The sequence below is a fragment of the Halomonas elongata DSM 2581 genome, assembly GCF_000196875.2.
Classification (GTDB): domain Bacteria; phylum Pseudomonadota; class Gammaproteobacteria; order Pseudomonadales; family Halomonadaceae; genus Halomonas; species Halomonas elongata.
In genome coordinates this window covers 2931836-2952804 of record NC_014532.2, presented here as the reverse complement: position 1 = coordinate 2952804, position 20969 = coordinate 2931836, and the positions used below count along the sequence as shown (strand labels likewise).

Here is a 20969-nt window from a genome sequence, read left to right as displayed (position 1 = left end):
CTGCGCGTCCGTCCCTGGGTGAACAGGCCCATCAATGGCATTCGCCGCCTACTCTAACGCAAAATGGACGCGTCTCGCCCCCTCTCTTGTCTTATGACCATGAACCACTCTAGAGTCGAGCTTGGCCTGTGAAACGAGCCGGTCGGCTATGGAGGGCAGCATGCAACTGGCGGTACTGGCAGGTTTTGTTGCAGCAGGGGTGGCGCCGTTGCTCCACCGCTGGCTCGGGGACAGGACCCCCTTGCTGATGGCCATGCTGCCGGCGGCTTTCGCCGTGTGGCTGGCGAGTCTGTGGCCGTCTCTCGCCGATGGCGAGCCGCTCCTGCTGGAGTGGGCCTGGGTGCCGGGGCTGGATATCACCCTGACCTTTCTGATCGACGGCCTTGCCTGGCTGTTCGCCATGCTGATCACCGTGATCGGGGCGCTGGTGCTGGTCTATACGGGTGAGTACCTGAAAGGCGAGCGTGACCTGCCGCGTTTTCTGGTGGTGATCACCGCCTTCATGATGTCGATGCTGGGCCTGGTGCTGGCCGATAACCTGGTGGCGTTGTTCGTCTTCTGGGAACTCACCAGCATTACCTCCTATCTGCTGATTGGCTTTCAGCATACCGATCCCGCGGCCCGCAAGTCGGCGCAGCAGGGACTCTTCGTCACCGTCGGGGGCGGGCTGGCACTGTTGGCGGGCTTCGTCATGCTGGCCCAGGCTGGCGATAGCTGGTCGCTGGCGGTGCTCAACGAGCGCGGCGAACAGCTCACCGGGCACGCTCTCTACACGCCCTTGCTGATCTGCGTCTTGATCGGCGCCTTCACCAAATCGGCCCAGTTTCCCTTCCATTTCTGGCTGCCCAATGCCATGGCCGCGCCCACGCCGGTCTCGGCCTATCTGCACTCCGCCACCATGGTCAAGGCAGGTGTCTATCTGCTGGCGCGCCTGCACCCGGCCCTGGGGGGGACCGAGTCCTGGGAAGTGACGCTTTCACTGGTGGGGGCGGTGACCATGCTGACCGGTGCCTTCCTGGCCATCCGCAACACCAACATCAAGAAACTCCTCGCCTACTCCACGGTGATGGCGCTGGGCACCCTGACCATGCTGCTGGGGATCGGCACCGAAGGCGCCTTGATCGCCTTCGTGACCTTCCTGCTGGCCCACTCGCTGTACAAGGGCGCCTTGTTCATGGTGGCCGGCATTCTCGATCACGAGACCGGTACCAAGGATGTCACCGCCATGGGCGGCTTGCGGCGCGTGATGCCGAGAACCGCAGTGGTGGCCTGCGTGGCGTCGCTGTCGCTGGCCGGCCTGCCTCCGCTGCTGGGGTTCATCGGCAAGGAATTGATGCTGACATCGGTCCTGGCGGCCGATCATTTCGGCGGCTTGATCCTGCTGCTGGCCTTCACCGGCGCCTTCTTGACGCTCGCGGTGGCGGCCATCGTGACGCTGAGGCCGTTCTTCGGGCCGAGGCGCGATACGCCCAGAGCGCCTCATGAATCCCCTGCCGGCATGCTCGTCGGCCCGGCCTTGCTGGCCGCGCTCTCCCTGTTGTTCGGCCTGGCGCCCGGCATGCTCGATTCCCTGGTGGCGACCACCGTGAGCGGCCTGGGTGTCGTCGAGCCGGACGTGCACCTGGCGCTATGGCATGGCATCAATCTGCCGCTTTTGCTCTCGGTGGCGAGCCTGCTGCTGGGGACGCTGGTCTTCCGCCACTGGGACGGCATCCGGGGGCGGCTGGCTAAGTTCGATCCGCTCATTCACCGCGGCCCCGAGCATGGCTATGAGATGCTGATGGCCGGCATGGTGCGCTTCGCCGAGTGGCAGACCCGGCTCCTCCAGAATGGCTATGTGCGCAATTATCTGGTCATGACGCTGCTGGTGCTGCTGGGCCTGGTGGGCCATGCGCTGCTCGTTCGCCACCCCCTGGAGATCGGTTTCTCGGTCGATGCCTACTTCCACGAGGTGGTCGTGGCGGGGCTGATGATCGCCGGCGCGCTGGCGGCCTGCGTAATGCGTTCGCGACTGGCCGCCGTGGCCGCAGTCGGCATCATGGGGTTCTCCATTGCCCTGATCTTTGTGCTGTTCAGCGCCCCGGACCTGGCGATCACGCAATTGCTGGTGGAGACCCTGACCGTGGTTCTGCTGGTGCTGGTGCTCTTCCGCCTACCGCGCTTCGCAACACTGTCCACGCCGAAAGAGCGTTGGCGCGATCTGGTGGTGGCGGGCAGCTTCGGCACGCTGATGACGCTGCTGATGCTGTCGGTGCTGAATGAGGAGCAGTTGCCGCGTATCTCCGAGTACATGGTGGCCAACAGCCAGCCGCTGGGGCATGGCCACAACATCGTCAACGTCATTCTGGTGGACTTCCGGGCGCTCGATACGCTGGGTGAAATGTTCGTGCTGGCGCTGGCCGCGATCGGCGTGCATGCGATGCTGCGCTTTCATGCCGCCGAGCATGATGCCCGCCACGGCCTGAGTGGAAGGGGAGAAGACCATGGTTAGATCGGGCACCCTGATTCTCAGTGTAGCGGCGCGCCTGTTGCTGCCCCTGCAACTGTTGTTCTCCGTGTTTCTGCTGTTGCGTGGCCACGACGAACCGGGCGGTGGTTTCATCGCCGGTCTGGTGGCCTCCGGTGCCTTCACGCTCTATTTCTTCGCCTATGGGCGCGGTGCCCTGAGCGAGATGCTCAAGGTGTCCCCTCGCGATATGGTCGCCATGGGACTGCTGCTCGGTGTGCTCTCGACCCTGCCAGCCTGGTGGGCCGGAGAGCCCTTCTTCACCGCCCAGTGGTGGACGTTGCCGGTGATCGGCATCAAGGTGTCCACGCCGCTGATCTTCGATATCGGGGTCTATCTGGCGGTCGTCGGTTCGGTACTGACGGCGATCACCGCCCTGGTCGATACGGACGCCGACGAGTCGCAAGACTGAGGAGAGAGCTATGGAATCGTTGATGGCAGTCGCGATCGGGGTGCTCTTCGCCGCGGCGATCTACATGATGCTGCGCCGTTCCATCGTCAAGCTGGTGATCGGCCTGATGCTGCTTTCCAATGCCGCCAACCTGTTGATCTTCTCCATGGCGGGCATGGTGCGTGGAGTGCCGCCACTGATACCCGAGGGGCTGTCGACCCCGCCGGGGGCGGTGGCCGACCCATTGCCGCAGGCCCTGGTGCTCACCGCCATCGTCATTGCCTTTGGCGTGCTGTCCTTCGCCGTAGTGCTGGTGCGCAGGGCCTGGGAAGTCGTGCGTGCCGATGACCTCGACCGGATGAAGGATACCGATACGTGAATCCTCAGATCGCACTGCCCATCCTGATTCCCCTGCTGGCCGGGGCCGTATCGCTGGTTTTCTGGCGCTCCCGGGCCATGCAGCGCCTCATCGCCGTGCTGGGTACCGCCGCCTTGCTGATCACCAGTATCGGGTTGCTGGTCTCGGTAAATCGCGACGGTATCCAGGTGATGCAGATGGGCGGCTGGGTAGCGCCCTTCGGCATCAGCCTGGTGGCCGACCTGCTGGGCGCCATCATGGTGGTGCTGACCGGAATCATCGGTTTCGCGGTGGCGTTGTACTCGCTGGCCACCACCGGGCGCGGCCACGAGGCCTTCGGCTATTTTCCTCTGATGCACCTGCTGCTGGCCGGGGTGGCGGGGGCCTTCCTCACCGGCGATATCTTCAACCTCTATGTGTGGTTCGAGGTGATGCTGGTGGCGTCCTTTGCGCTGCTCATCCTGGGCAGCGAGAAGCCGCAGATGGAGGGGGCGATCAAGTACGTCACGCTCAACCTGGTGTCATCGGTGATCTTCCTGGTGACGATCGGCCTGCTGTACAGCATGGTCGGCACCCTCAACATGGCCGACATCGCCCAGCGTCTGGCGCATCTGGACGACAACAGCATGGTCGATGCGCTGGCGATGATGTTTCTGGTCGCCTTCGGCATCAAGGCGGCGGCGTTTCCGCTGTTCTTCTGGCTGCCGGCTTCCTACCACACGCCTCCGGTGGCGGTATCGGCCCTGTTTGCCGGTCTGCTCACCAAGGTGGGTGTCTATGCGCTCTATCGTGTCTTCACGCTGATCTTTTACCACAACCCGGGTTATACCCATGAAATCCTGCTGTGGGGCGCTGCATTGACCATGCTCTCCGGCGTACTGGGGGCCGCGGCGCAGTTCGAGTTCCGGCGCATCCTGTCGTTCCACATCGTCAGCCAGATCGGTTACATGATCCTGGGGCTGGCGCTGTTCACGCCTCTGGCGATCATCGGTGGGGTCTTCTACATCGCACACCACATCATCGTGAAGGCCAATCTGTTTCTGGTCAGCGGCATCGTGCATCGGCTGCAAGGCAGCTATCGGCTCGAGGCTCTGGGGGGGCTGTATCGCCGGCACCCGTGGTTGGCGGTACTGTTTCTGATCTCGGCCCTGTCGCTGGCCGGAATGCCGCCCTTGTCGGGCTTCTTCGCCAAGTTCATCGTGATTCGTGCCGGGCTCGAGGCGGGTGCCTATGGGGTTACCTTCATCGCCTTGCTGGTGGGATTGTTGACGCTGTACTCGATGATCAAGCTGTGGGCTGAAGTGTTCTGGAAGGCCGACCCCCGCGAGGATGCTGACACTGCGCCCCCGACTCCCAGGCGAGGCGAACTCTGGCTGATGCTGACGCCGGTGGCGGGGCTGGCGCTCTGTACCCTGTTCATCGGGCTCAATGCCGGGCCTTTGTATTCCCTGGCCGAAGCTTCGGCCGGCCAGTTGCTGGCGCCTGAGCGCTACATCGAGGCCGTACTCGGCAATGCCGGAGGAGGAGAGCGATGATCGGAGCGGCCTGGCATCTGCTGCTGGGGCTGGCCTGGGTCGTGCTGACCGGGGACTTCAGCGGCGGCAACCTGTTGGCGGGACTGGTCTTCGGCTATCTGGTGCTGGCGCTGATTCAGCCCCAGGTGCCGGCACTGGCGGGCTATGCCCAGCGACTGCCTCGCCTGGTGCGTTTCGTCGGTTTCTTCCTCAAGGAACTGGTGTTGGCCAACTGGAAGGTGTCCTACGACATCGTCACGCCGCCCTGGTACATGAAACCGGGGGTCATCGCCATGCCTCTGGAGGCGCGGACGGAGATCGAGATCGCTTTCGTGGCCAACCTGATCTCGTTGACGCCGGGAACCCTGAGCCTGGATGTATCCGATGACCGGCGGGTGCTGTATATCCATGCCATGTTTCTCGATGACGAGCCGGCGCTCAGGCGTAGCCTGGCTGAGCTGGAACGTCGAGCCTTGGCGCTTTTCCGGTAGTTAAGGGGGACATGCATGTCGACCGTGATCCTGATCAGTCTGGCGGTGATGGCGCTGGCGCTTTGCCTGACCTTCATTCGTCTGTTTCGCGGCCCCAGCCTGCCCGACCGGGTGGTGGCCATGGAGCTGTTTTCCTCGATTCTCGTCGGCATCATCGGGGTCGTGGCGATTGCCGCCGATGAGGCCCTGCTGCTGGATGTGGCCATCGTCGTGGCGTTGATGGGGTTCATGGCGACGATCGGTTTCGCGCGTTTCCTCGAACGCGGAGGACGTCGTGATGACTGAATGGCTCGTCGCAGGATTGGCCCTGATGGGGGCGGTCTTCATGTGTCTGGCGGCTCTGGGCATAGTGCGCTTGCCCGACTTGCTGACGCGCATGCACGCCACGACCAAGGCGGCCACCCTGGGCGTTTCCCTGACCATGCTGGGGGTGGCCGTCCATTTCGCCGAAGAGGCGGTGGTGGCCCGGGCCTTCGGGATCATCCTGTTCATCATGATGACTGCGCCGGTGGCGGCGCATATCATCGGCCGCGCCGGCTATTTCGTCGGTGCCCGCCTGTGGGACGGCACCGTGAAGGATGAACTCAAGCCGCATTACGATCCGTTGAGCCACCGCCTGGACAGCGGGCTGGAAAGCGAGCAGGGCGACAAGGCCGATGAGCGCGGCCGTGAAGAATGATGAGAGCCGAGGCGATGGGCTGGCGTCCGACGTCGTTGTAAGCGATGATCGGGGCCGACACCGCCAAGGAATGCGATGCCATGACATTCAAGCTGCTCCCTCTCGCCGTCCTGTGCGCTGCCCTGGTCGGATGCCAGAGCGCCCAGTCCCGGGATGCCCGGGCCGAATCCCCCGCGACGGCGGAAAGCGCCGCGCCGACCGCTGAAGCTCCCGTTTCCGAAGCGCAGGAAGCCGACTTCGAGACCTGGCTGGCAAACTTTCGCCGCCAGGCTCGTGGCGAGGGCATCGACGAGGCGACCCTCGCGCGGGCCCTCGACGGGCTGCGCTACCGGCCTCGAGTCATCGAGCTGGACGGCTCCCAGCCGGAGTTCGTGCGGCCGATCTGGGAATATCTCGACAGCGCCGTGTCGGCGTCGCGAGTCAAGAAGGGGCGCGAACGCCTGGCCGAATACCGCGATACGGTCCGGCAGATGACCGAGCGATACGGAGTACCCGGCGAGGTGCTGGTGGCCATCTGGGGCATCGAGAGCAGCTACGGCGACTATCTCGGTGATTTCTCGACCCTGGAAGCGTTGGCCACGCTGGCCTATGACGGCCGCCGCCGCGACTTTGCCCGAGGCGAGTTGCTCGCTGCGCTGCGCATCATCGAGGCCGGCGATATCTCCCCGGAGCGCATGAAAGGCTCCTGGGCCGGCGCCATGGGGCATACCCAGTTCATCCCCTCGAGCTTTCTGGCCCATGCCGTGGACGGCGATGGCGACGGGCGTCGGGATATCTGGAACAGCATTGCCGATGTGCTGGCATCCACCGCGAACTATCTCGACGAGGCCGGCTGGCGGGAAGGCGAACCCTGGGGGACCGAGGTCAGCCTGCCGCAAGGCTTCGACTATACCCTGACCGAGCCCGACATCCGGCGTTCCTCCGCCGAGTGGGCGGCAGCCGGTGTGCGTTCACGGGATGGCCATGCGCTGCCCGATTTCGCTTCCGCCTCGGTGATTGCGCCGGCCGGCGCCCAGGGCCCGGTCTTTCTGGTCGGCCACAATTTCCGGGTCATCCTGCGTTACAACAATGCCACCAGTTACGCGCTGGCAGTGGCCACGCTGAGCGATGCCATTGCGGGGCGTGCCGGCATTCAGGGCGAGTGGCCTCGCGAACAGCCGGCCCTGAAGCGCAGTGAGGTGCGGGAAATGCAGCAGCTCCTCGATGCCCGGGGCTTCGACGTGGGAACGCCCGACGGTATTCTGGGTCCGAATACCCGTCGTGGTCTGCGTGCCTTCCAGCGCGAGATCGGCGTGACGCCCGACGGTTTTGCGACCAAGGCGTTGCTGGAACGGTTGCGCCGTTAGGGAAGCACCGGATCACTGGTACGAACGATACAAGGAACGACTCTCATGCATGCCATTCTGCGTCCTTTGTTGTTGACCCTGGTGTTGCTGCCATCCTGGGCGCTGGCAGCCGATGAGGCCGATGCGGATCGGGCTCTCGGTTGGGTGGAGAAGGTCACGCTCGAGCCCTGGGATGTGGAGATCAAGGCCAAGCTGGACAGCGGTGCCCTGACTTCGTCGATGGATGCCCGTGACATCGAGGTCTTCGAGAAGGATGGCGAGGAGTGGGTGCGCTTCCGGCTCGATCTCGAGGACGAGGCCAACGGCGAGTCTTTCTCCAAGACCCTGGAGCGGCCGCTTTACCGTGACCTGGCGGTACGTGGCGCAGGCGGTCGGGATGAGCGGCCGGTGGTGGTGCTCGAGGTCTGTGTCGGTGACACGCGCTACGAGGAGCAGTTCAGCCTGCGCGACCGTGGGGAAATGAACTATCCGATGCTGCTGGGACGTCGCTCGATCGGCCATCTCGGCGTGCTGGACGTACGCGAGACCTTTACCACCAAGCCGGATTGTGACGCCGATTCGCCGTTGAAGTCTTTTGATGCCGAAGGCTGATGAGTGTGCTGGAGAGCCTCAGGCGAGGCGCGCCAGCAGGGCGGTGACGGCGGTCTCCACCCGCAGGATGCGTGGCCCCAGGTGAATGCCCCGGCAGCCTGCCTCGAGCAGCTTGTCGACTTCCCAGGGGATGAAACCGCCTTCGGGGCCGATCACCAGGGTAACCGGTTCGTCGACGCCGCGTGGGCAGGCCTCCGGCATGCCGGGGTGGGCCACCAGCCCGCGACTGCTCGCCAGCAGCTTGGGCAGCCGATCCTCGACGAAGGGGCGAAAGCCCTTGGCCAGGGTCACCTCCGGCATTTGCGTGTCCCGGGCCTGTTCCAGGCCCAGCACGAGATGTCGGCGGATCTTTTCCGCGCCGAGCTCCGGCGATTGCCAGTAACTCTTTTCCACCCGGCGGGTATTGAGCAGGGTCAGGGCTTTCACGCCCAGGGCCGTGGCGTGTTCGAGGCTGCGCGCCAGCATGCGCGGACGAGGCAGGGCGAGGACCAGATGAACCGGTAGCGCCGGCGGAGGCGTTTCCACGAGGCCGCTGATGTCGAACAGGGCTTCGTCGTCGCGGTACTCGAGCAGGGTACCGCGCCCCAGCAGGCCGTTTTCGACGCCCAGTGTCAGGGTGTCGCCGGCGCGCGCCCGATGCACGTCCCTGAGATGCGCCAGGCGGCGCGGGTCGCGGACCCGGGCCAGGCATCCATTCTCGAGGTCCTCGGGCGAGAGCAGGATCAGGTTCATGGTGTCTCGTGGTACCTTGTGGCAATGAAAGGGGCGGCGGGTGCCTTGCATGGCAGGTGGCGCGGTGCACAATACTCGAATGAAGGGCGATCGCCCAGTCAACAATGACAAGGAGCAGCGCCGTGCGCGTGATACGCAAGTATGCCAATCGTCGGCTCTATGATACCGAACAGAGCCGTTATGTGACTCTCGAGGACCTGCGCAACCTAGTGCTCGATGAGGTGCCCTTCCGGGTCGAGGACGCCAAGTCCGGCGAGGATCTGACGCGTACGATCCTGCTGTCGATCATCATCGAGCAGGAACAGGCCGATGGCGAGGCCGAAGTCTTTTCCAACGACCTGCTGGCTCAGTTCATCCGCGTCTACGACATGGCCAAGCCGCTGCCCCTGGCACGTTACCTGGAGCAGGGGACGCGTCTGATGATGGAGCAGCAGAAGCACATGCAGGACCAGTGGCAGCAGGCCATGCGGCACACTCCCATGGAACTGATGCGCGAACTGGCCGAGGAGAACCTGCGCTTCTGGCAGCAGAACCTCGGAGGCAGCGGTCGCCATGGGCAGGATGACGACGACAAGTCGTGACCGGGCGGCGGTCGAGGCGAGTTTCTGACATAATGCCGCGATGTTTCCCCGAGGTATTGAGGTAGAGCAGCGGATGAAGGTTCTGATCATCGGCGGCGGTGGCCGCGAACACGCCCTGGCCTGGAAGGTCGCCCAGTCGCCCCGGGTCGAGACCGTCCATGTGGCTCCGGGCAATGCCGGCACCGCCCGCGAGCCGGGGCTCGAGAATGTGGCGATCGGTGTCGACGACCTGGAAGGGTTGGTGGCCTTCGCGCGTGACGAGGGCATCGAGTTGACGATCGTCGGGCCCGAGGCTCCGCTGGTCGATGGCGTGGTGGACCGGTTCCGCGAAGCCGGCCTGGCGATCTTCGGTCCCACCGCCGGGGCGGCTCAGCTCGAGGGTTCCAAGGCCTTCACCAAGGACTTCCTGTCGCGCCATGCGATTCCTTCCGCCGAGTATCGCACCTTCGTTGCGGTGGAGCCGGCGCTCGACTATCTCGCCGAAAAGGGCGCGCCGATCGTCATCAAGGCCGATGGCCTGGCCGCCGGCAAGGGCGTCATCGTGGCCATGACCGAGGCCGAGGCCGAGGCGGCGATTCGCGACATGCTCGAGGACAACGCCTTCGGTGATGCCGGGGCCCGCGTGGTGATCGAGGAGTTCCTCGAAGGCGAAGAGGCCAGCTTCATCGTCATGGTCGATGGCCGGACGGTGCTGCCCATGGCCACCAGCCAGGATCACAAGCGTGCCCTCGATGGCGATGCCGGACCCAACACCGGCGGCATGGGCGCCTATTCGCCGGCGCCGGTGGTCACCCGGGAGATCCATGAGCGGATCATGGCCCGTGTCATCGAGCCCACGGTGCAGGGCATGGCCGAGGAAGGCCACCCCTATACCGGCTTTCTCTATGCGGGCCTGATGATCGACGCCGAAGGCAATCCCAAGGTGATCGAGTACAACTGTCGTTTCGGCGACCCCGAGACCCAGCCGATCATGATGCGCCTGACCTCGGATCTCGCCGAGCTGTGCCTGGCCGGTGCCCGGGGAGAACTCGAAGGGCTCGCCTGCGACTGGGATGAGCGCGATGCCGTGGGGGTGGTGATGGCCGCCGGCGGTTATCCCGACGACTATCGCAAGGGCGATGTCATCACCGGCCTCGAGGCTGCCGAAGCCACCGGCTGCAAGGTCTTCCATGCTGGTACTCGGTTTGGCGAGGGCAACGAGGTGGTCACCGCCGGCGGTCGGGTACTCTGTGTGACGGCCTTGGGCGAAGGAGTGTCGGCGGCCAGGGACCTGGCCTACCGGGGCGTGGCTGAGATCGACTGGCCCGACGCCGCCTATCGTCGCGACATCGCTCATCGCGCCATCGGCCGCGACGACGGCTGAGATTTTGCGTCACGCGTGACATTCCGTTCGCGAGAACATCCAGGAGGCCGCAACATGGAGCGCGTCAGGCTCGAATTTCCCGAAGCGGACATTCGCCATCGCCATCCCATGTCGGTGCGTATCACCGACATGAATTACGGACGTCACCTCGGTCATGACGCTGCGGTGTCGTTGATGCACGAGGCGCGCGTTCAAGCCCTGGCCAGTCTGGGGCTTTCCGAGGGTGACATGGAGGGCTATCTCTGCGTGGTGGCGGATCTGGCGGTGCAGTATCAGACCGAGTCACGCTGGCCGGATTCCCTGGTGGTCGATACCGCCATTCCGGCCCCATCGCGCAAGGCTATCGCGGTCTATCATCGCCTGCGCCGTGAGTCGGATGCCCGCAGCGTGGCAACCGCGCGTCTTAACCTGATGCTGATTGATCCCGATACGGGACGCCCAGCGCCGGTACCCGCTACCCTGGCAGACCGTCTGATGGGGAATGACTGATGTCCCGGGAGTATCCGATCATCGCCGTCACCGGCTCGTCCGGGGCGGGTACGACCACCGTGAAACGCACCTTCGAGCGCATGTTCGCCCGCGAGGACGTGCATGCGGCCTTCGTCGACGGCGATGCCTTTCATCGCTATACCCGCCAGGAACTGGCGCGCATGTTCCGCGAGGAGCCCGAGCGCAAGGACGAACTCTCGCATTTCGCGGTGGAAGCCAATCTGCTCGACAAGCTCGAGGAACTGTTCCTGGAGTATGGCGAAAACGGCGTCGGCACCTATCGGCATTACATCCATGCCGAGGACAAGTCGATGATCGAGGCCGGCTATCAGGTCGGCACCTTCACCGAATGGCAGTCACTGCCCTCGGGCACTGACCTGCTGTTCTACGAAGGGCTGCACGGTGGCCTGGTCACTGCCGAGCATGACATCGCCCGGCATGTCGACCTGCTGGTGGGCGTGGCGCCGACCATGAACCTGGAGTGGATCCAGAAGATCGATCGCGACATCCAGGCGCGGGGTTACACCCAGGAAGCGGTGATCGACACCATTCTGGGTCGCATGGACGACTATGTGCGTTACATCCTGCCCCAGTTCTCGCGGACCCATATCAATTTCCAGCGCGTGCCCACGGTGGATACCTCCAACCCCTTCGAGGTGCAGGACATCCCCACGGATGCCGAGTCCTTCGTGGTGATCCGCTTCCGCGACCCCGCCACGGTGGACTTCCCGTATCTGTTGGCGATGATCCAGGACTCCTTCATGAGCCGCCCCCACACCCTGGTGGTGCCCGGGTCGCGCCTGTCGCTGGCCATGGAGCTGATCCTGGCTCCTCTGGTGCGACACCTGCTGGCTCAGCGGCGTTTTCGCTGAGCGGCGTCGAAGACCGGAGCCGGGTAAGCAACATGGCAAGACGCAGCAAGGTCACTATCAACGACATCGCCAGACATGTGGGCATGACCAACATGACGGTGTCGCGTGCCTTCCAGGACCCCGATAAGGTCAAGCCGGAGACGCGGGAGAAGATTCTGGCCGCGGCCCGGGAACTGGGCTATGTGCCGAATGCCTTTGCCAGTCATCTCAGGAGCCGCAAGAACCGTCTCATCGGCCTGGTGACGGCCAGTGTCGATAACCCTTTCTACAGCGAAGTCATCAAGGCGATTTCCCGGGCGGCCGAACAGCATGACTATACGATCATGCTGATCGACACCGATGGTTCGCCGGAGCGTGAAGAGGTGGCGATCGAGACCCTGCTCAGCTATCAGGTCGCCGGTGTCATCCTCTCCCCTGTTTCCGATGACGCGGCGTACCAGCCCGCCTATCTAGAACGCTTGAGGGCCGCCAAGTTACCGGTTGTCATGCTCGATCGTATCCTGAATGTGGAGGATTTCAGCCGGGTAGTGCTGGATAACCGCCTGGCCGGCCGTCTGGTGGGTGAGGCGCTGGTGAATGAGGGTATCCGCCAGGTGTTGGTATTGACTGGCCCGCGGGGCTCGCGGATCACGCAGCATCGCCTGTCCGGCCTCAAGGAGGCTTATGATAGTGCGGGCATCCCATTGAGGCTGGAACAGCGGCCGGGCGATTACACCCTGCAGCCTGCCTATCGCGACATGGCGGACTTCATGCGTCACAGCAAGGTCCCCGAGGCTGTGTTCGGTTTCAATCAGTTGATCACCCTGGGGGCAATGCGAGCCCTGCATGACGCCCATGTGTCGCGAGACGATGTCCTCGTGGCAGGGATCGATCGGCTGCCTTACGCCGACATCTTTGATGTGTCGGTGCCCTGTGCGGTACACGACACCTACCGGGCGGGACATGAGGCCTTTCACCTGCTCTTCGAACAGATCAAGGATCCCACGGTGGCGGGTCGCGAGGTCGTTGTCTCGGCTTCCTTGATGCACTAGTGCTTCTTTCGTCATGAAGCGCACCTGCCACGGTGCTCATCATCACAGCGAGTCGGGGCCGGATATGTCCGGGCGGTTGCTGGACGCTCGATGTATCAGAAAGATGCCAGACGGTCGGCGATCCTTGCCTCCAGGCATTCTTGATCCGCGTCGAAACGTCGAATGCCCTCGGCCAGCTTGTCATTGGCCATGGGATCCTGATTGTGATGCCAACGGAAGGCGGATTCCGTGAGCGGGGACGGACGGGGGCCACCACCGCGTGCCATGAGCATTCTGGGAGTGACGGTACCTGGCGTGGTGGCGAGTTCCTCAAGCAATGGTGGTGCGATCGTCAATCGTGGACATCCCGCCAGAGCCAGCACCTGACCAGTGTTGCGGAAACTGGCTCCCATGACCACAGTGTCGTAGCCGCCCTGGGTGGCCCGTTGACAGACGCCACGCACGAACTGTACGCCGGGGTCGGTGTCGGGAGTGAAGTCCCGGCCAGTATCCTTCTTGTACCAGTCCGAGACCCGCCCGACGAAGGGCGAGATCAGGAAGACGCCGGCATCGAAACAGGCCTGAGCCTGAGCGTCGCTGAACAACAGAGTCAGGTTGCAGTTGATGCCTTCTCTTTCCAGTACCTCGGCGGCGCGAATACCTTCCCAGGTCGAGGCGAGTTTGATCAGGACACGATCTCTGGAAACGCCATGTTGCTCATAGAGTGCCATCAACTTGTGAGCTCTGTGGATACTGGCTTGGGTATCAAAGGATAGTCGGGCGGCCACTTCGGTGGATACTCGGCCGGGTATCACCTTGGCGATCTCGCTTCCCATGGCCACGGAGAGTCGGTCCACGGCATGCTCTTCCCGGTGATCACTGTTCTCGGCCTTGACTGCAGCGAGTTCCTGATTGATCAACGACTGGTAGCCCGGCAAGTCGAAGGCCTTGAGAATCAGCGAGGGATTGGTGGTGGCGTCGTGGGGCTGGTAGCGCCGGATGGCATCCAGGTCTCCAGTGTCTGCGACCACCAGGGAGTGCCGACGAAGTGCGTCGAGGCGATGTGTCATGGAATACCCTGCTCGAGTGAGTGATGGATCGCTTGAGCCTGGAGAGCCGCCGATGCATGGCCGTCAGGCACGAGGCGATTAATGGGATGTGAAGCCACCGTCGACCGGCAGGCAGGCGCCGCTGACCATCGACGCGGCCGGACTCAGCAGGAAAGCCACCGGCAGAGCGACTTCCCGGGGAGTGGCGAAGCGTCCCAGGGGGATAGCGGCCAGCATTGGATCGCGCTTGGTAGGGTCCGACCAGGCGCGTTCTGCCATGGGAGTCAGGGTCACCGTCGGATTGACGCTGTTGACGCGGATGCCCTTGGGACCAAGCTCGAGGCACAGCACTCTGGTCATGGCATCCAGGGCCGCCTTGGAGGCGGAGTAACCGAGGTGGCCCTGCAGGGCGGCCATCGCCGCCTGGCTGGAGACGTTGACGATGCTGCCCTGACGGCCGTGCGCGAGCATGTGTCGAGCTGCCTCCCGTGCCACCACAGCGTTTGCGGTCACGTTGGTGGTCATGATCCGCTCGAGGTCCTCGGCCTTGACGTCGAGGACACTGTCGAGGATCGAGATACCGGCGCAATTGACCAGTCCATCCAGGACGGGCATGTCGGCGAAAGCCATGGAGACGGCGTTTTCGTCGGTGATGTCGACGGCCAGGGTGTGGGCTCCCAGCTCTTGTTCGAGTTCGGCAAGCCTGTCCCGGTTGCGACCGAGCAGCACCAGGTCAGCACCGAGCTCGTCGAGTGACCTTGCGATGTCGAGCCCTATCCCGCTGGTCGCGCCCGTGACGAGAATGCGGTGGTTCTGGAGTTCGAAATTCATGATATGGGATCGCTCTCGGGGGGATTGTTGATGTTGAGCCGATGCATGATTGGCTTGAGCCGCGGATAGAGCTGGCAATAAAGGGAAAAGAGATCGTCGTATCGGCGTATTGCCGTATCGGAAGGCACGGCGCGTTTGATCAGGGTGCCATGCCGCAGCGGTTGATCGAGATCGATCAGGCTGGCCGCCTGTCCGGCCAGCAGGGCAGCGCCAAGGGCCGCCTCCACGTTCTCGCGATAGGTATAGACCGGCATGTGGGTCACGTCGGCGATGATCTGCATCCACAGGTCCGAGCGGGTCGCTCCACCGACCACGATCAGATGCGAATCGAGGGGGCTTCCCTGACGTTTGCCTGCTTCCATGTTGTGTCGCAGGGCGAAGGTCACGCCTTCCAGTACGGCGCGGTACAGATGATGTCGTTGGTGATAGAGGCTGAGACCGATGAAGCAGGCGCTGGCCCGGGCGTCCCAGACCGGGCTGCGCTCCCCCATCAGGTAGGGGAGGAAGAGCAGGCCTTCGGCACCTGGTGGCAGCGCCCGGGCAGGCGGCTCGAGTCGTTCATAGGCATCGCCACGTTCCCCGACGGTCGGGTCTTCACCATCGAAGGTATCGACGAACCAACTGACGGCGGCACCGGCGGTCAGTGCGCCGCCGAAGGTATAGAGGTCGTGGCCACCGTTCAGCACGTGCGGCATGCTGATGAGTCCTTCACCCGCCTCGACGCTTTGGTTGATGACGCCCCAGCACATGCTGGTACCGATCATGGCGACGTGATTTCCGGGTCGGGTTGCGCCCGCAGCCAGCGTGGCCATCGCGGCATCGACGCCGCCGGCGACCACGGGGATATTGGCCGTCAGGCCAAGCGAATCGGCCAATGACGGCAGTAGACCACCGACAGGAGCTTGCGATTCCACCAATCGGCTCGGGAGCTTGTCCCGGTCGAGATCCAGAGCATCGAGCATTTCCGTCGACCAGTCGCGTGCCGCCAAGTCGTAGATGCCACCGATGTTGCCGGCCGAACTGTGGTCGATGGCGATTTCACCGCTCAAGCGATAGTTGATATAGCTGTTGGGGGGCAGCAAGTAGTGGGTCTGGGCCCATGTTTCCGGCCGTTCCTGTTTCAGCCACATCATCTTGGTGAAACCGTAGTAGCTGTCCACGCCATTGCCGGTAATGGCTTCCAGACGGGTCATGTCGATATGTTCCTTCACCCACTGGACCTGGGCCTCGGCCCGACGGTCCATCCAGATCAGACAGGGATGGACCGGCCGGATGTCGGCATCGACCGGGATGCCCGATCCGCCATAGAGGCTGCTGACGCACAGGCCCTTGACGCTGCGGGGATCGACCTCGGGGTCTTCCAGGCAGTCCCCGAGGCACTGGATCATGGCCTCCCACCATACATCCGGCCATTGCTCGGCCCAGAGGGGGCGGGGGGTATCGACGCGATACCCTTGACTGCGCTCGGCCAGGATTCGGCCATGGCGATCGATCACGAGCGCCTTGGTACTCTGGGTTCCGATATCGATACCGATAACGGTGTCCATATGACTTTCCTCCACTCTGCTCGAGGACGGCCCTGTGCGAGTCGCGAGTCAGGGAGTGCGTTTGCGACTGATGTAGATCGCCAGAAGGATGATCAGCCCCTTGATGACGTTCTGGAGATAGGGCGATACCCCCAACAGATTGAGGCCATTGTTGAGTACGCCGAGCAGCAGGGCGCCGATCAGGGTTCCGAGAATCATGCCGCGCCCGCCGGTGATGGCAGCACCTCCCAGAACCACGGCAGCGATGGCATCGAGTTCGAAACCGACACCGGCGTTGGGCTGGCCGCTCATCAGGCGCGATGTCAGGATCAGTCCGGCAATGGCGGCGGTCGTGCCGCTCAAGGTGTAGACCAGCAGCTTGTAGCGCGAGACGCGAATGCCGGACAGACGGGTGGCTTCTTCGTTGCCGCCGATGGCATACAGGTAGCGTCCGGTCGCGGTATGGCCGAGCAATACATATCCGAGTGCATAGACGGCGATCATGATCAGGATCGGCATTTCGATGCCGGCCAGAGTGCCACGCCCGAAAAAGGCGAATTCCGGGGGGAGTCCGGAAATCGGATAACCTCCGGTATAGATCAGCCCGAGTCCGCGAGCGATGCCCATGGTAGCGAGGGTGACGATGATCGGAGGCATGCCGGCGAACGCCACGAAAAGGCCGTTGAAAGCGCCGAAGGCGGCTCCCACCAGCAGGCCCAGGATGATGGCCAGTGCCGGAGGGACGCCGGCTACCATCAGGCCGGCCATGATGGTGCCCGACAGTGCCATCACCGGACCGACTGAAAGATCGATGCCGCCGGTGAGAATGGCCAGGCTCATGCCGACGGCGATGATCGCGATGATGGATGCCTGTCGAGCCAGATTGACGAGATTGCTTGAGGTCAGGAAGTTGTCGTTGATCACCGCCATGGCGAAGAAGATGACGATGAAACCGATCAATGGGTAAAAGATCGGGGTGCGCCGCCAGCGCGCCAGTCGTGTCTTGAGGGGCTGGCGGTTGGCGCCGGGAGTTGAGGCGAGCTGGCTCATGAGCTGAGTCCCCCCGTGGCATGATGCATGATGGATTGTGAGTCGAGCGCACTGCCCTCGAGTTCGGCGGCAATCCGGCCGTGGTAGAAAACCGCGGCACGGTCGCACAGGCCGAGCACTTCGGGGAGTTCCGAGGAGATCATGATGATGGAGACACCCTGGGCGGTGAGTTCTTTCATCAGGGCATAGATCTCTGCCTTGGCGCCGACGTCGATACCCCGGGTAGGCTCATCGAAGATCAGCACCTTGCATTGATGGCCCAGCCAGCGGGCAATGACGACTTTTTGCTGATTGCCGCCGCTGAGTTCTCCGACCGGGGTTTCGGGGCTGGGGGCCTTGACGCGCACGGCTGCCATCAAGTCGGTGGCGGTACGTGCCTCCTGCCCGCGTCGCAGCAGCGGCAAGTTCCCCTGGAACTGTGCCAGGTTGTTCAACGAGATGTTGTCGCGACACGAGAACGGCAGGACCAGTCCCTGTGTCTTGCGGTTTTCCGGAAGTAATCCGATACCTTGTTCGAGAGCGGCAGCGGGGTGCCGGAGTCTTACCGGTTTGCCTTCGATGCTGATTCTGGCGTGGGCGGGACGAGTTGCGCCGATCAGTCCCCTGACCAGTTCGGTGCGACCGGAGCCCACCAGACCGGCAAAGCCCAGAATCTCGCCACGATGGAGCTTCAGCGAGTGTTCGGGACCGTTGGGATCGAGGCGCAGGGACTGGATGTCCAGCACGACATCGTCATAGTCGGCATCGCAACGGCGTTCGGGGAAAATGTTTTCGACGCGGCGACCGACCATCTTCTCGATCAGATCATCGGGGGAGGTCGAGGCGACATGGCAGTCGTCGACCTTCTTGCCATCGCGCATCACGGTGACGTGATCGCAGATGGTGAAGATCTCTTCCATGTGATGCGAGATGAACACCATGCCGACGCCCTGGTCGCGCAGCGCCCGCATGATGGCAAACAAGTGATCGGCTTCGCTGGGCGTCAGGGTGGCGGTCGGCTCGTCCAGGACCAGCAGTCGGGCATCCAGTGACAAGGCCTTGGCGATCTCGATGAACTGCTGATCGGCAATGCTCAGTTCGGCGATGGGGCAGTCCAGTGGAATCGAGACCCTGAGGCGTTCGAACAAGCGTTGCGCTTCGCGGATCATGGTGGATCGGTCGCGCAGTCCGAAACGGTTACGTTTCTCCCGTCCCAGGAAGATATTGTCCACGGCATCCAGGTCGGGGATCAGGCTGAATTCCTGGAAGATGATACCGACCCCGGCATCCAGGGCATCCTGATAACCGTGAAAGTCGCGCGTCTGGCCATCGATGACGATGTCTCCCTCGTCCTGTCGATAGATGCCGCAGAGGATTTTCATCAAGGTCGATTTGCCGGCCCCGTTTTCGCCAAGCAGGGCATGTACCTCGCCGGCATGGACATCGAGGGATACATCTTGCAAGGCCTTCACCCCGGGGAACGACTTCGAGATGTGTCTCAGGGAGAGTAGTGGCGTCATGGGGGGATCCTCGTGTGCCGCCCTGGGCGGCACACGTTGTCAGCGTCTGGGGTAGATGGTTACCAGCTGAAGTCGGTGGCCTTGTCGCGATCGATCAGTTCCACGTCGATGGGGATCTCGGCGGGGGCCGTGTCGGCGCCCCAGTACTTTGCCAACCCCAGGCCGAGCCCCAGACGAACCATGTCGCGAGGATATTGAGCCGAGGTGGCGATGAAGGGGGAGTCGGGCTTCTGGATCTCGGCAACGGCCTCGGGGTGTCCGTCGACACTGACCAGCTTGATGTCCTGGCCGCTGGAGTTGATGGCGATCAGTGAGCCCAGGGCACCAATGTCGTTGACGCTGAACAGGCCGTCGAGATCCGGGTTGGCCTGAATGATGTTCTCGGTCACCGTCATGGCGTGGGTGCGTTCCTGGCGGCCGTTCTGCTTGTCGACCACCTCGATGCCATCGTATTCGTCGAGTGCCGCGGTACAGCCCTCTATGCGCTGCAGGATCGGAACGACCGGAATGCCATCCAGCAAGGCCACCTGGCCTGTGCCATCGAGCTGCTGTGCCAGGTAGTCGCAGGCCTTGTAGCCGGCGTCGTAGTTCTTGGAACCCACGAAGCCGTCCACCGGGCCGTTGGCCTGGGCATCGATGGCGATCGTGGTAACGCCGGCTTCCTTGGCAGCCAGAACCGCCGTCTCGACACCGACTGAGTCGGCGGGATTGAGCAACAGGATATCGATGCCCTGCTGGATCATGTCTTCGACATCGCTGACCTGCTTGGCGACGTCATGGCGGGCATCGGTGGTAATCACTTCGGCTCCCAGGCTGTCGGCAGCGCTCTCGAGCGCTTCCTGCATGGTCACGAAGTATTCGTTGTTGAGTTCCTGGAAGGACATGCCGATTGTCAGGTCCGACTCGTCGGCCGAGGCGGTAGCTGCGGCAAGAGGCGTTGCACAGGCAGTGATGAGCGCGGCCTGGCGGCAACGTGCTGTGAGCTTGCGGATATTCATGTTTGCTCCCGGTTTGTTCTTGTCTCGTTATAGGACGTTGCGTTGTTGAAACCACTGAAATGTTAACGTCAACATAAAGGAGGCTAGAAAGCCTCGATAGACGGGTCAATGGACATTCGACCAATGTCTAGTCATGGGCAGGCTCCTATCGGACAAGGGACTGATGCTCCAGACATCACACGATCGGTCGATTGCTTAAAGGTCGAAGTTGCTGGGCAGGACCACCATGTCGCGAATGGTCACATGGCGAGGGCGGGTCAGCATGTACAGGATGGCATCGGCCACTTCGGCGGGCTCGATGATGCTGCCGGATTCTTTCGCCTTGCGTAGATTATCCTCCGGCCAGTCGGCGAGCAGAGCGCTGTTGACGGGGCCCGGCGAGACAGATGCGACCCGGATGCCGTGCTTCAGGACCTGACGACGGACGGTCTGGACGAAACTGGTCATGGCCCACTTGGAAGAGGCGTAGACCGGCTCCCAGGGGACGGGAAAATGCCCGGCTACCGAACTCGTCACCATGATGTCCCCCGTGCCGCGCTCGATCATGTGCGGCAGGATATTGTGGACATTCTTCATCACCACACTGACATTCAGGCTGACCATTCGGTCGATGGCATCGGGATCGGTATCGAGCAGGTCGCCGCCAATGTAACTGCCGGCATTGGCGTGGAAGATGTCGAGCTGTCCGACTTTCTCGAGGATCTGGGACGACAGCGTCTTGCAGTCCTGCGGGTCGAGAAGGTCGATGACCAGTGGAATCGCGGCATCGCCAAGCTGCTCGCAGGCTTCTGCCAGGGCGGTCGCGTCACGATCGATCATGACCACTCTGGCACCGGAAGCAATCATCGCTCTGACGCTGGCCAGCCCGATGCCCGATGCTGCGCCGGTAACGGCCGCCACCTTGCCAGTCAATTCATTCGCCATTTCGTCATCTCCTTGCTTGCATGGTATTCCGAATACGGGGTATCGCCGAGGGCTTGTCAGGGAACCACGCGCCTGATGACCGAGATGCCTTGGGGCAGGACTCACGAGTTCGGTCGATGTCGGGCTTGATTCGAATTTTGATCTGGCATGGAGCCTTGGCGATCTTGTT

General features: G+C 63.0%; 22 protein-coding genes. 14 read left to right on the top strand and 8 right to left on the bottom strand.

Annotated elements, in window-relative coordinates:
* Positions 1-160: 160 nt before the first annotated feature.
* The 9 genes from HELO_RS13795 to rloA3 all read left to right on the top strand — a co-directional run bounded on the left by HELO_RS13795 (position 161) and on the right by rloA3 (position 7876).
* A complete protein-coding gene (locus HELO_RS13795; RefSeq protein WP_013333269.1) occupies positions 161-2491 on the top strand; it encodes a putative monovalent cation/H+ antiporter subunit A in 2331 nt (776 codons plus the stop codon).
* Positions 2484-2918: a Na+/H+ antiporter subunit B gene (locus HELO_RS13790; RefSeq protein ID WP_013333268.1), complete on the top strand. Its 435-nt coding sequence runs from the start codon at positions 2484-2486 to the stop codon at positions 2916-2918. Before HELO_RS13795 ends, HELO_RS13790 begins: the two co-directional genes overlap by 8 nt.
* A 10-nt stretch (positions 2919-2928) precedes the next feature.
* The gene (locus HELO_RS13785) at positions 2929-3276 is read left to right on the top strand and encodes a Na+/H+ antiporter subunit C (protein ID WP_013333267.1); all 348 of its coding nucleotides are present in this window, start codon (positions 2929-2931) and stop codon (positions 3274-3276) included.
* The gene (locus HELO_RS13780; protein WP_013333266.1) at positions 3273-4790 is read left to right on the top strand and encodes a Na+/H+ antiporter subunit D; all 1518 of its coding nucleotides are present in this window, start codon (positions 3273-3275) and stop codon (positions 4788-4790) included. Before HELO_RS13785 ends, HELO_RS13780 begins: the two co-directional genes overlap by 4 nt.
* A complete protein-coding gene (locus HELO_RS13775) occupies positions 4787-5260 on the top strand; it encodes a Na+/H+ antiporter subunit E (RefSeq protein WP_013333265.1) in 474 nt (157 codons plus the stop codon). The genes HELO_RS13780 and HELO_RS13775 overlap by 4 nt, the downstream gene beginning before the upstream one ends.
* Before the next feature lie 15 nt (positions 5261-5275).
* Positions 5276-5545, top strand: a complete 270-nt coding sequence (locus HELO_RS13770; protein ID WP_013333264.1) for a monovalent cation/H+ antiporter complex subunit F — start codon at positions 5276-5278, stop codon at positions 5543-5545.
* Positions 5538-5939, top strand: a complete 402-nt coding sequence (mnhG, locus tag HELO_RS13765; protein WP_013333263.1) for a monovalent cation/H(+) antiporter subunit G — start codon at positions 5538-5540, stop codon at positions 5937-5939. The genes HELO_RS13770 and mnhG overlap by 8 nt, the downstream gene beginning before the upstream one ends.
* A gap of 80 nt (positions 5940-6019) precedes the next feature.
* The gene (locus HELO_RS13760; RefSeq protein WP_041602619.1) at positions 6020-7285 is read left to right on the top strand and encodes a lytic murein transglycosylase; all 1266 of its coding nucleotides are present in this window, start codon (positions 6020-6022) and stop codon (positions 7283-7285) included.
* A 45-nt stretch (positions 7286-7330) separates the two neighbouring features.
* Positions 7331-7876 (top strand): retropepsin-like aspartic peptidase RloA3, encoded by a 546-nt coding sequence (gene rloA3, locus HELO_RS13755; RefSeq protein WP_013333261.1) that lies wholly within the window; start codon positions 7331-7333, stop codon positions 7874-7876.
* A gap of 18 nt (positions 7877-7894) precedes the next feature.
* On the opposite strand, the gene HELO_RS13750 is transcribed toward rloA3, so the two are convergent.
* Positions 7895-8608: a 16S rRNA (uracil(1498)-N(3))-methyltransferase gene (locus tag HELO_RS13750; protein ID WP_013333260.1), complete on the bottom strand. Its 714-nt coding sequence runs from the start codon at positions 8606-8608 to the stop codon at positions 7895-7897.
* A 122-nt stretch (positions 8609-8730) separates the two neighbouring features.
* Between HELO_RS13750 and phaR the strand changes: the two genes are divergently transcribed.
* The 5 genes from phaR (at position 8731) to HELO_RS13725 (ending at position 12944) form a co-directional block, all read left to right on the top strand.
* A complete protein-coding gene (gene phaR / locus HELO_RS13745) occupies positions 8731-9189 on the top strand; it encodes a polyhydroxyalkanoate synthesis repressor PhaR (RefSeq protein WP_041602152.1) in 459 nt (152 codons plus the stop codon).
* A 73-nt stretch (positions 9190-9262) separates the two neighbouring features.
* The gene (gene purD / locus HELO_RS13740; protein ID WP_013333258.1) at positions 9263-10552 is read left to right on the top strand and encodes a phosphoribosylamine--glycine ligase; all 1290 of its coding nucleotides are present in this window, start codon (positions 9263-9265) and stop codon (positions 10550-10552) included.
* Positions 10553-10606: 54 nt separating this feature from the next.
* Positions 10607-11041: an acyl-CoA thioesterase gene (locus HELO_RS13735; protein WP_013333257.1), complete on the top strand. Its 435-nt coding sequence runs from the start codon at positions 10607-10609 to the stop codon at positions 11039-11041.
* Positions 11041-11913, top strand: a complete 873-nt coding sequence (locus tag HELO_RS13730; RefSeq protein WP_013333256.1) for a phosphoribulokinase — start codon at positions 11041-11043, stop codon at positions 11911-11913. The genes HELO_RS13735 and HELO_RS13730 overlap by 1 nt, the downstream gene beginning before the upstream one ends.
* A 32-nt stretch (positions 11914-11945) precedes the next feature.
* Complete coding sequence (locus tag HELO_RS13725; protein WP_013333255.1) at positions 11946-12944, top strand: LacI family DNA-binding transcriptional regulator; 999 nt, start codon at positions 11946-11948, stop codon at positions 12942-12944.
* 95 nt (positions 12945-13039) lie between these two features.
* Here HELO_RS13725 and tal read toward each other — a convergent pair whose 3' ends face one another.
* The 7 genes from tal to HELO_RS13690 all read right to left on the bottom strand — a co-directional run bounded on the left by tal (position 13040) and on the right by HELO_RS13690 (position 20800).
* Entirely contained in the window at positions 13040-13993 is a 954-nt protein-coding gene (gene tal / locus HELO_RS13720; RefSeq protein ID WP_013333254.1) for a transaldolase, read from the bottom strand.
* Between the two features lie 78 nt (positions 13994-14071).
* Positions 14072-14803 (bottom strand): SDR family oxidoreductase, encoded by a 732-nt coding sequence (locus HELO_RS13715; RefSeq protein WP_041602151.1) that lies wholly within the window; start codon positions 14801-14803, stop codon positions 14072-14074.
* On the bottom strand, positions 14800-16350 hold the full coding sequence (locus tag HELO_RS13710; RefSeq protein ID WP_013333252.1) for an FGGY-family carbohydrate kinase: 1551 nt from the start codon (positions 16348-16350) through the stop codon (positions 14800-14802). The genes HELO_RS13715 and HELO_RS13710 overlap by 4 nt, the downstream gene beginning before the upstream one ends.
* A 48-nt stretch (positions 16351-16398) precedes the next feature.
* Positions 16399-17379 (bottom strand): ABC transporter permease, encoded by a 981-nt coding sequence (locus HELO_RS13705; protein WP_013333251.1) that lies wholly within the window; start codon positions 17377-17379, stop codon positions 16399-16401.
* Positions 17376-18830, bottom strand: a complete 1455-nt coding sequence (locus HELO_RS13700; RefSeq protein WP_232519643.1) for a sugar ABC transporter ATP-binding protein — start codon at positions 18828-18830, stop codon at positions 17376-17378. Before HELO_RS13700 ends, HELO_RS13705 begins: the two co-directional genes overlap by 4 nt.
* Positions 18831-18937: 107 nt before the next feature.
* Positions 18938-19876, bottom strand: a complete 939-nt coding sequence (locus HELO_RS13695; RefSeq protein ID WP_013333249.1) for an ABC transporter substrate-binding protein — start codon at positions 19874-19876, stop codon at positions 18938-18940.
* A 195-nt stretch (positions 19877-20071) separates the two neighbouring features.
* A complete protein-coding gene (locus HELO_RS13690; protein WP_013333248.1) occupies positions 20072-20800 on the bottom strand; it encodes an SDR family oxidoreductase in 729 nt (242 codons plus the stop codon).
* Positions 20801-20969 lie beyond the last annotated feature (169 nt).

Excerpts from the sequence above, each read along its gene's own strand:
- HELO_RS13795 (WP_013333269.1), top strand. The coding sequence starts at position 161 with ATGCAACTGGCGGTACTGGCAGGTTTTGTTGCAGCAGGGGTGGCGCCG.
- HELO_RS13790 (WP_013333268.1), top strand. The coding sequence starts at position 2,484 with ATGGTTAGATCGGGCACCCTGATTCTCAGTGTAGCGGCGCGCCTGTTG.
- HELO_RS13785 (WP_013333267.1), top strand. The coding sequence starts at position 2,929 with ATGGAATCGTTGATGGCAGTCGCGATCGGGGTGCTCTTCGCCGCGGCG.
- HELO_RS13775 (WP_013333265.1), top strand. The coding sequence starts at position 4,787 with ATGATCGGAGCGGCCTGGCATCTGCTGCTGGGGCTGGCCTGGGTCGTG.
- HELO_RS13770 (WP_013333264.1), top strand. The coding sequence starts at position 5,276 with ATGTCGACCGTGATCCTGATCAGTCTGGCGGTGATGGCGCTGGCGCTT.
- mnhG (WP_013333263.1), top strand. The coding sequence starts at position 5,538 with ATGACTGAATGGCTCGTCGCAGGATTGGCCCTGATGGGGGCGGTCTTC.
- HELO_RS13760 (WP_041602619.1), top strand. The coding sequence starts at position 6,020 with ATGACATTCAAGCTGCTCCCTCTCGCCGTCCTGTGCGCTGCCCTGGTC.
- rloA3 (WP_013333261.1), top strand. The coding sequence starts at position 7,331 with ATGCATGCCATTCTGCGTCCTTTGTTGTTGACCCTGGTGTTGCTGCCA.
- HELO_RS13750 (WP_013333260.1), bottom strand. The coding sequence starts at position 8,608 with ATGAACCTGATCCTGCTCTCGCCCGAGGACCTCGAGAATGGATGCCTG.
- purD (WP_013333258.1), top strand. The coding sequence starts at position 9,263 with ATGAAGGTTCTGATCATCGGCGGCGGTGGCCGCGAACACGCCCTGGCC.
- HELO_RS13735 (WP_013333257.1), top strand. The coding sequence starts at position 10,607 with ATGGAGCGCGTCAGGCTCGAATTTCCCGAAGCGGACATTCGCCATCGC.
- HELO_RS13730 (WP_013333256.1), top strand. The coding sequence starts at position 11,041 with ATGTCCCGGGAGTATCCGATCATCGCCGTCACCGGCTCGTCCGGGGCG.
- HELO_RS13725 (WP_013333255.1), top strand. The coding sequence starts at position 11,946 with ATGGCAAGACGCAGCAAGGTCACTATCAACGACATCGCCAGACATGTG.
- tal (WP_013333254.1), bottom strand. The coding sequence starts at position 13,993 with ATGACACATCGCCTCGACGCACTTCGTCGGCACTCCCTGGTGGTCGCA.
- HELO_RS13715 (WP_041602151.1), bottom strand. The coding sequence starts at position 14,803 with ATGAATTTCGAACTCCAGAACCACCGCATTCTCGTCACGGGCGCGACC.
- HELO_RS13710 (WP_013333252.1), bottom strand. The coding sequence starts at position 16,350 with ATGGACACCGTTATCGGTATCGATATCGGAACCCAGAGTACCAAGGCG.
- HELO_RS13705 (WP_013333251.1), bottom strand. The coding sequence starts at position 17,379 with ATGAGCCAGCTCGCCTCAACTCCCGGCGCCAACCGCCAGCCCCTCAAG.
- HELO_RS13695 (WP_013333249.1), bottom strand. The coding sequence starts at position 19,876 with ATGAATATCCGCAAGCTCACAGCACGTTGCCGCCAGGCCGCGCTCATC.
- HELO_RS13690 (WP_013333248.1), bottom strand. The coding sequence starts at position 20,800 with ATGGCGAATGAATTGACTGGCAAGGTGGCGGCCGTTACCGGCGCAGCA.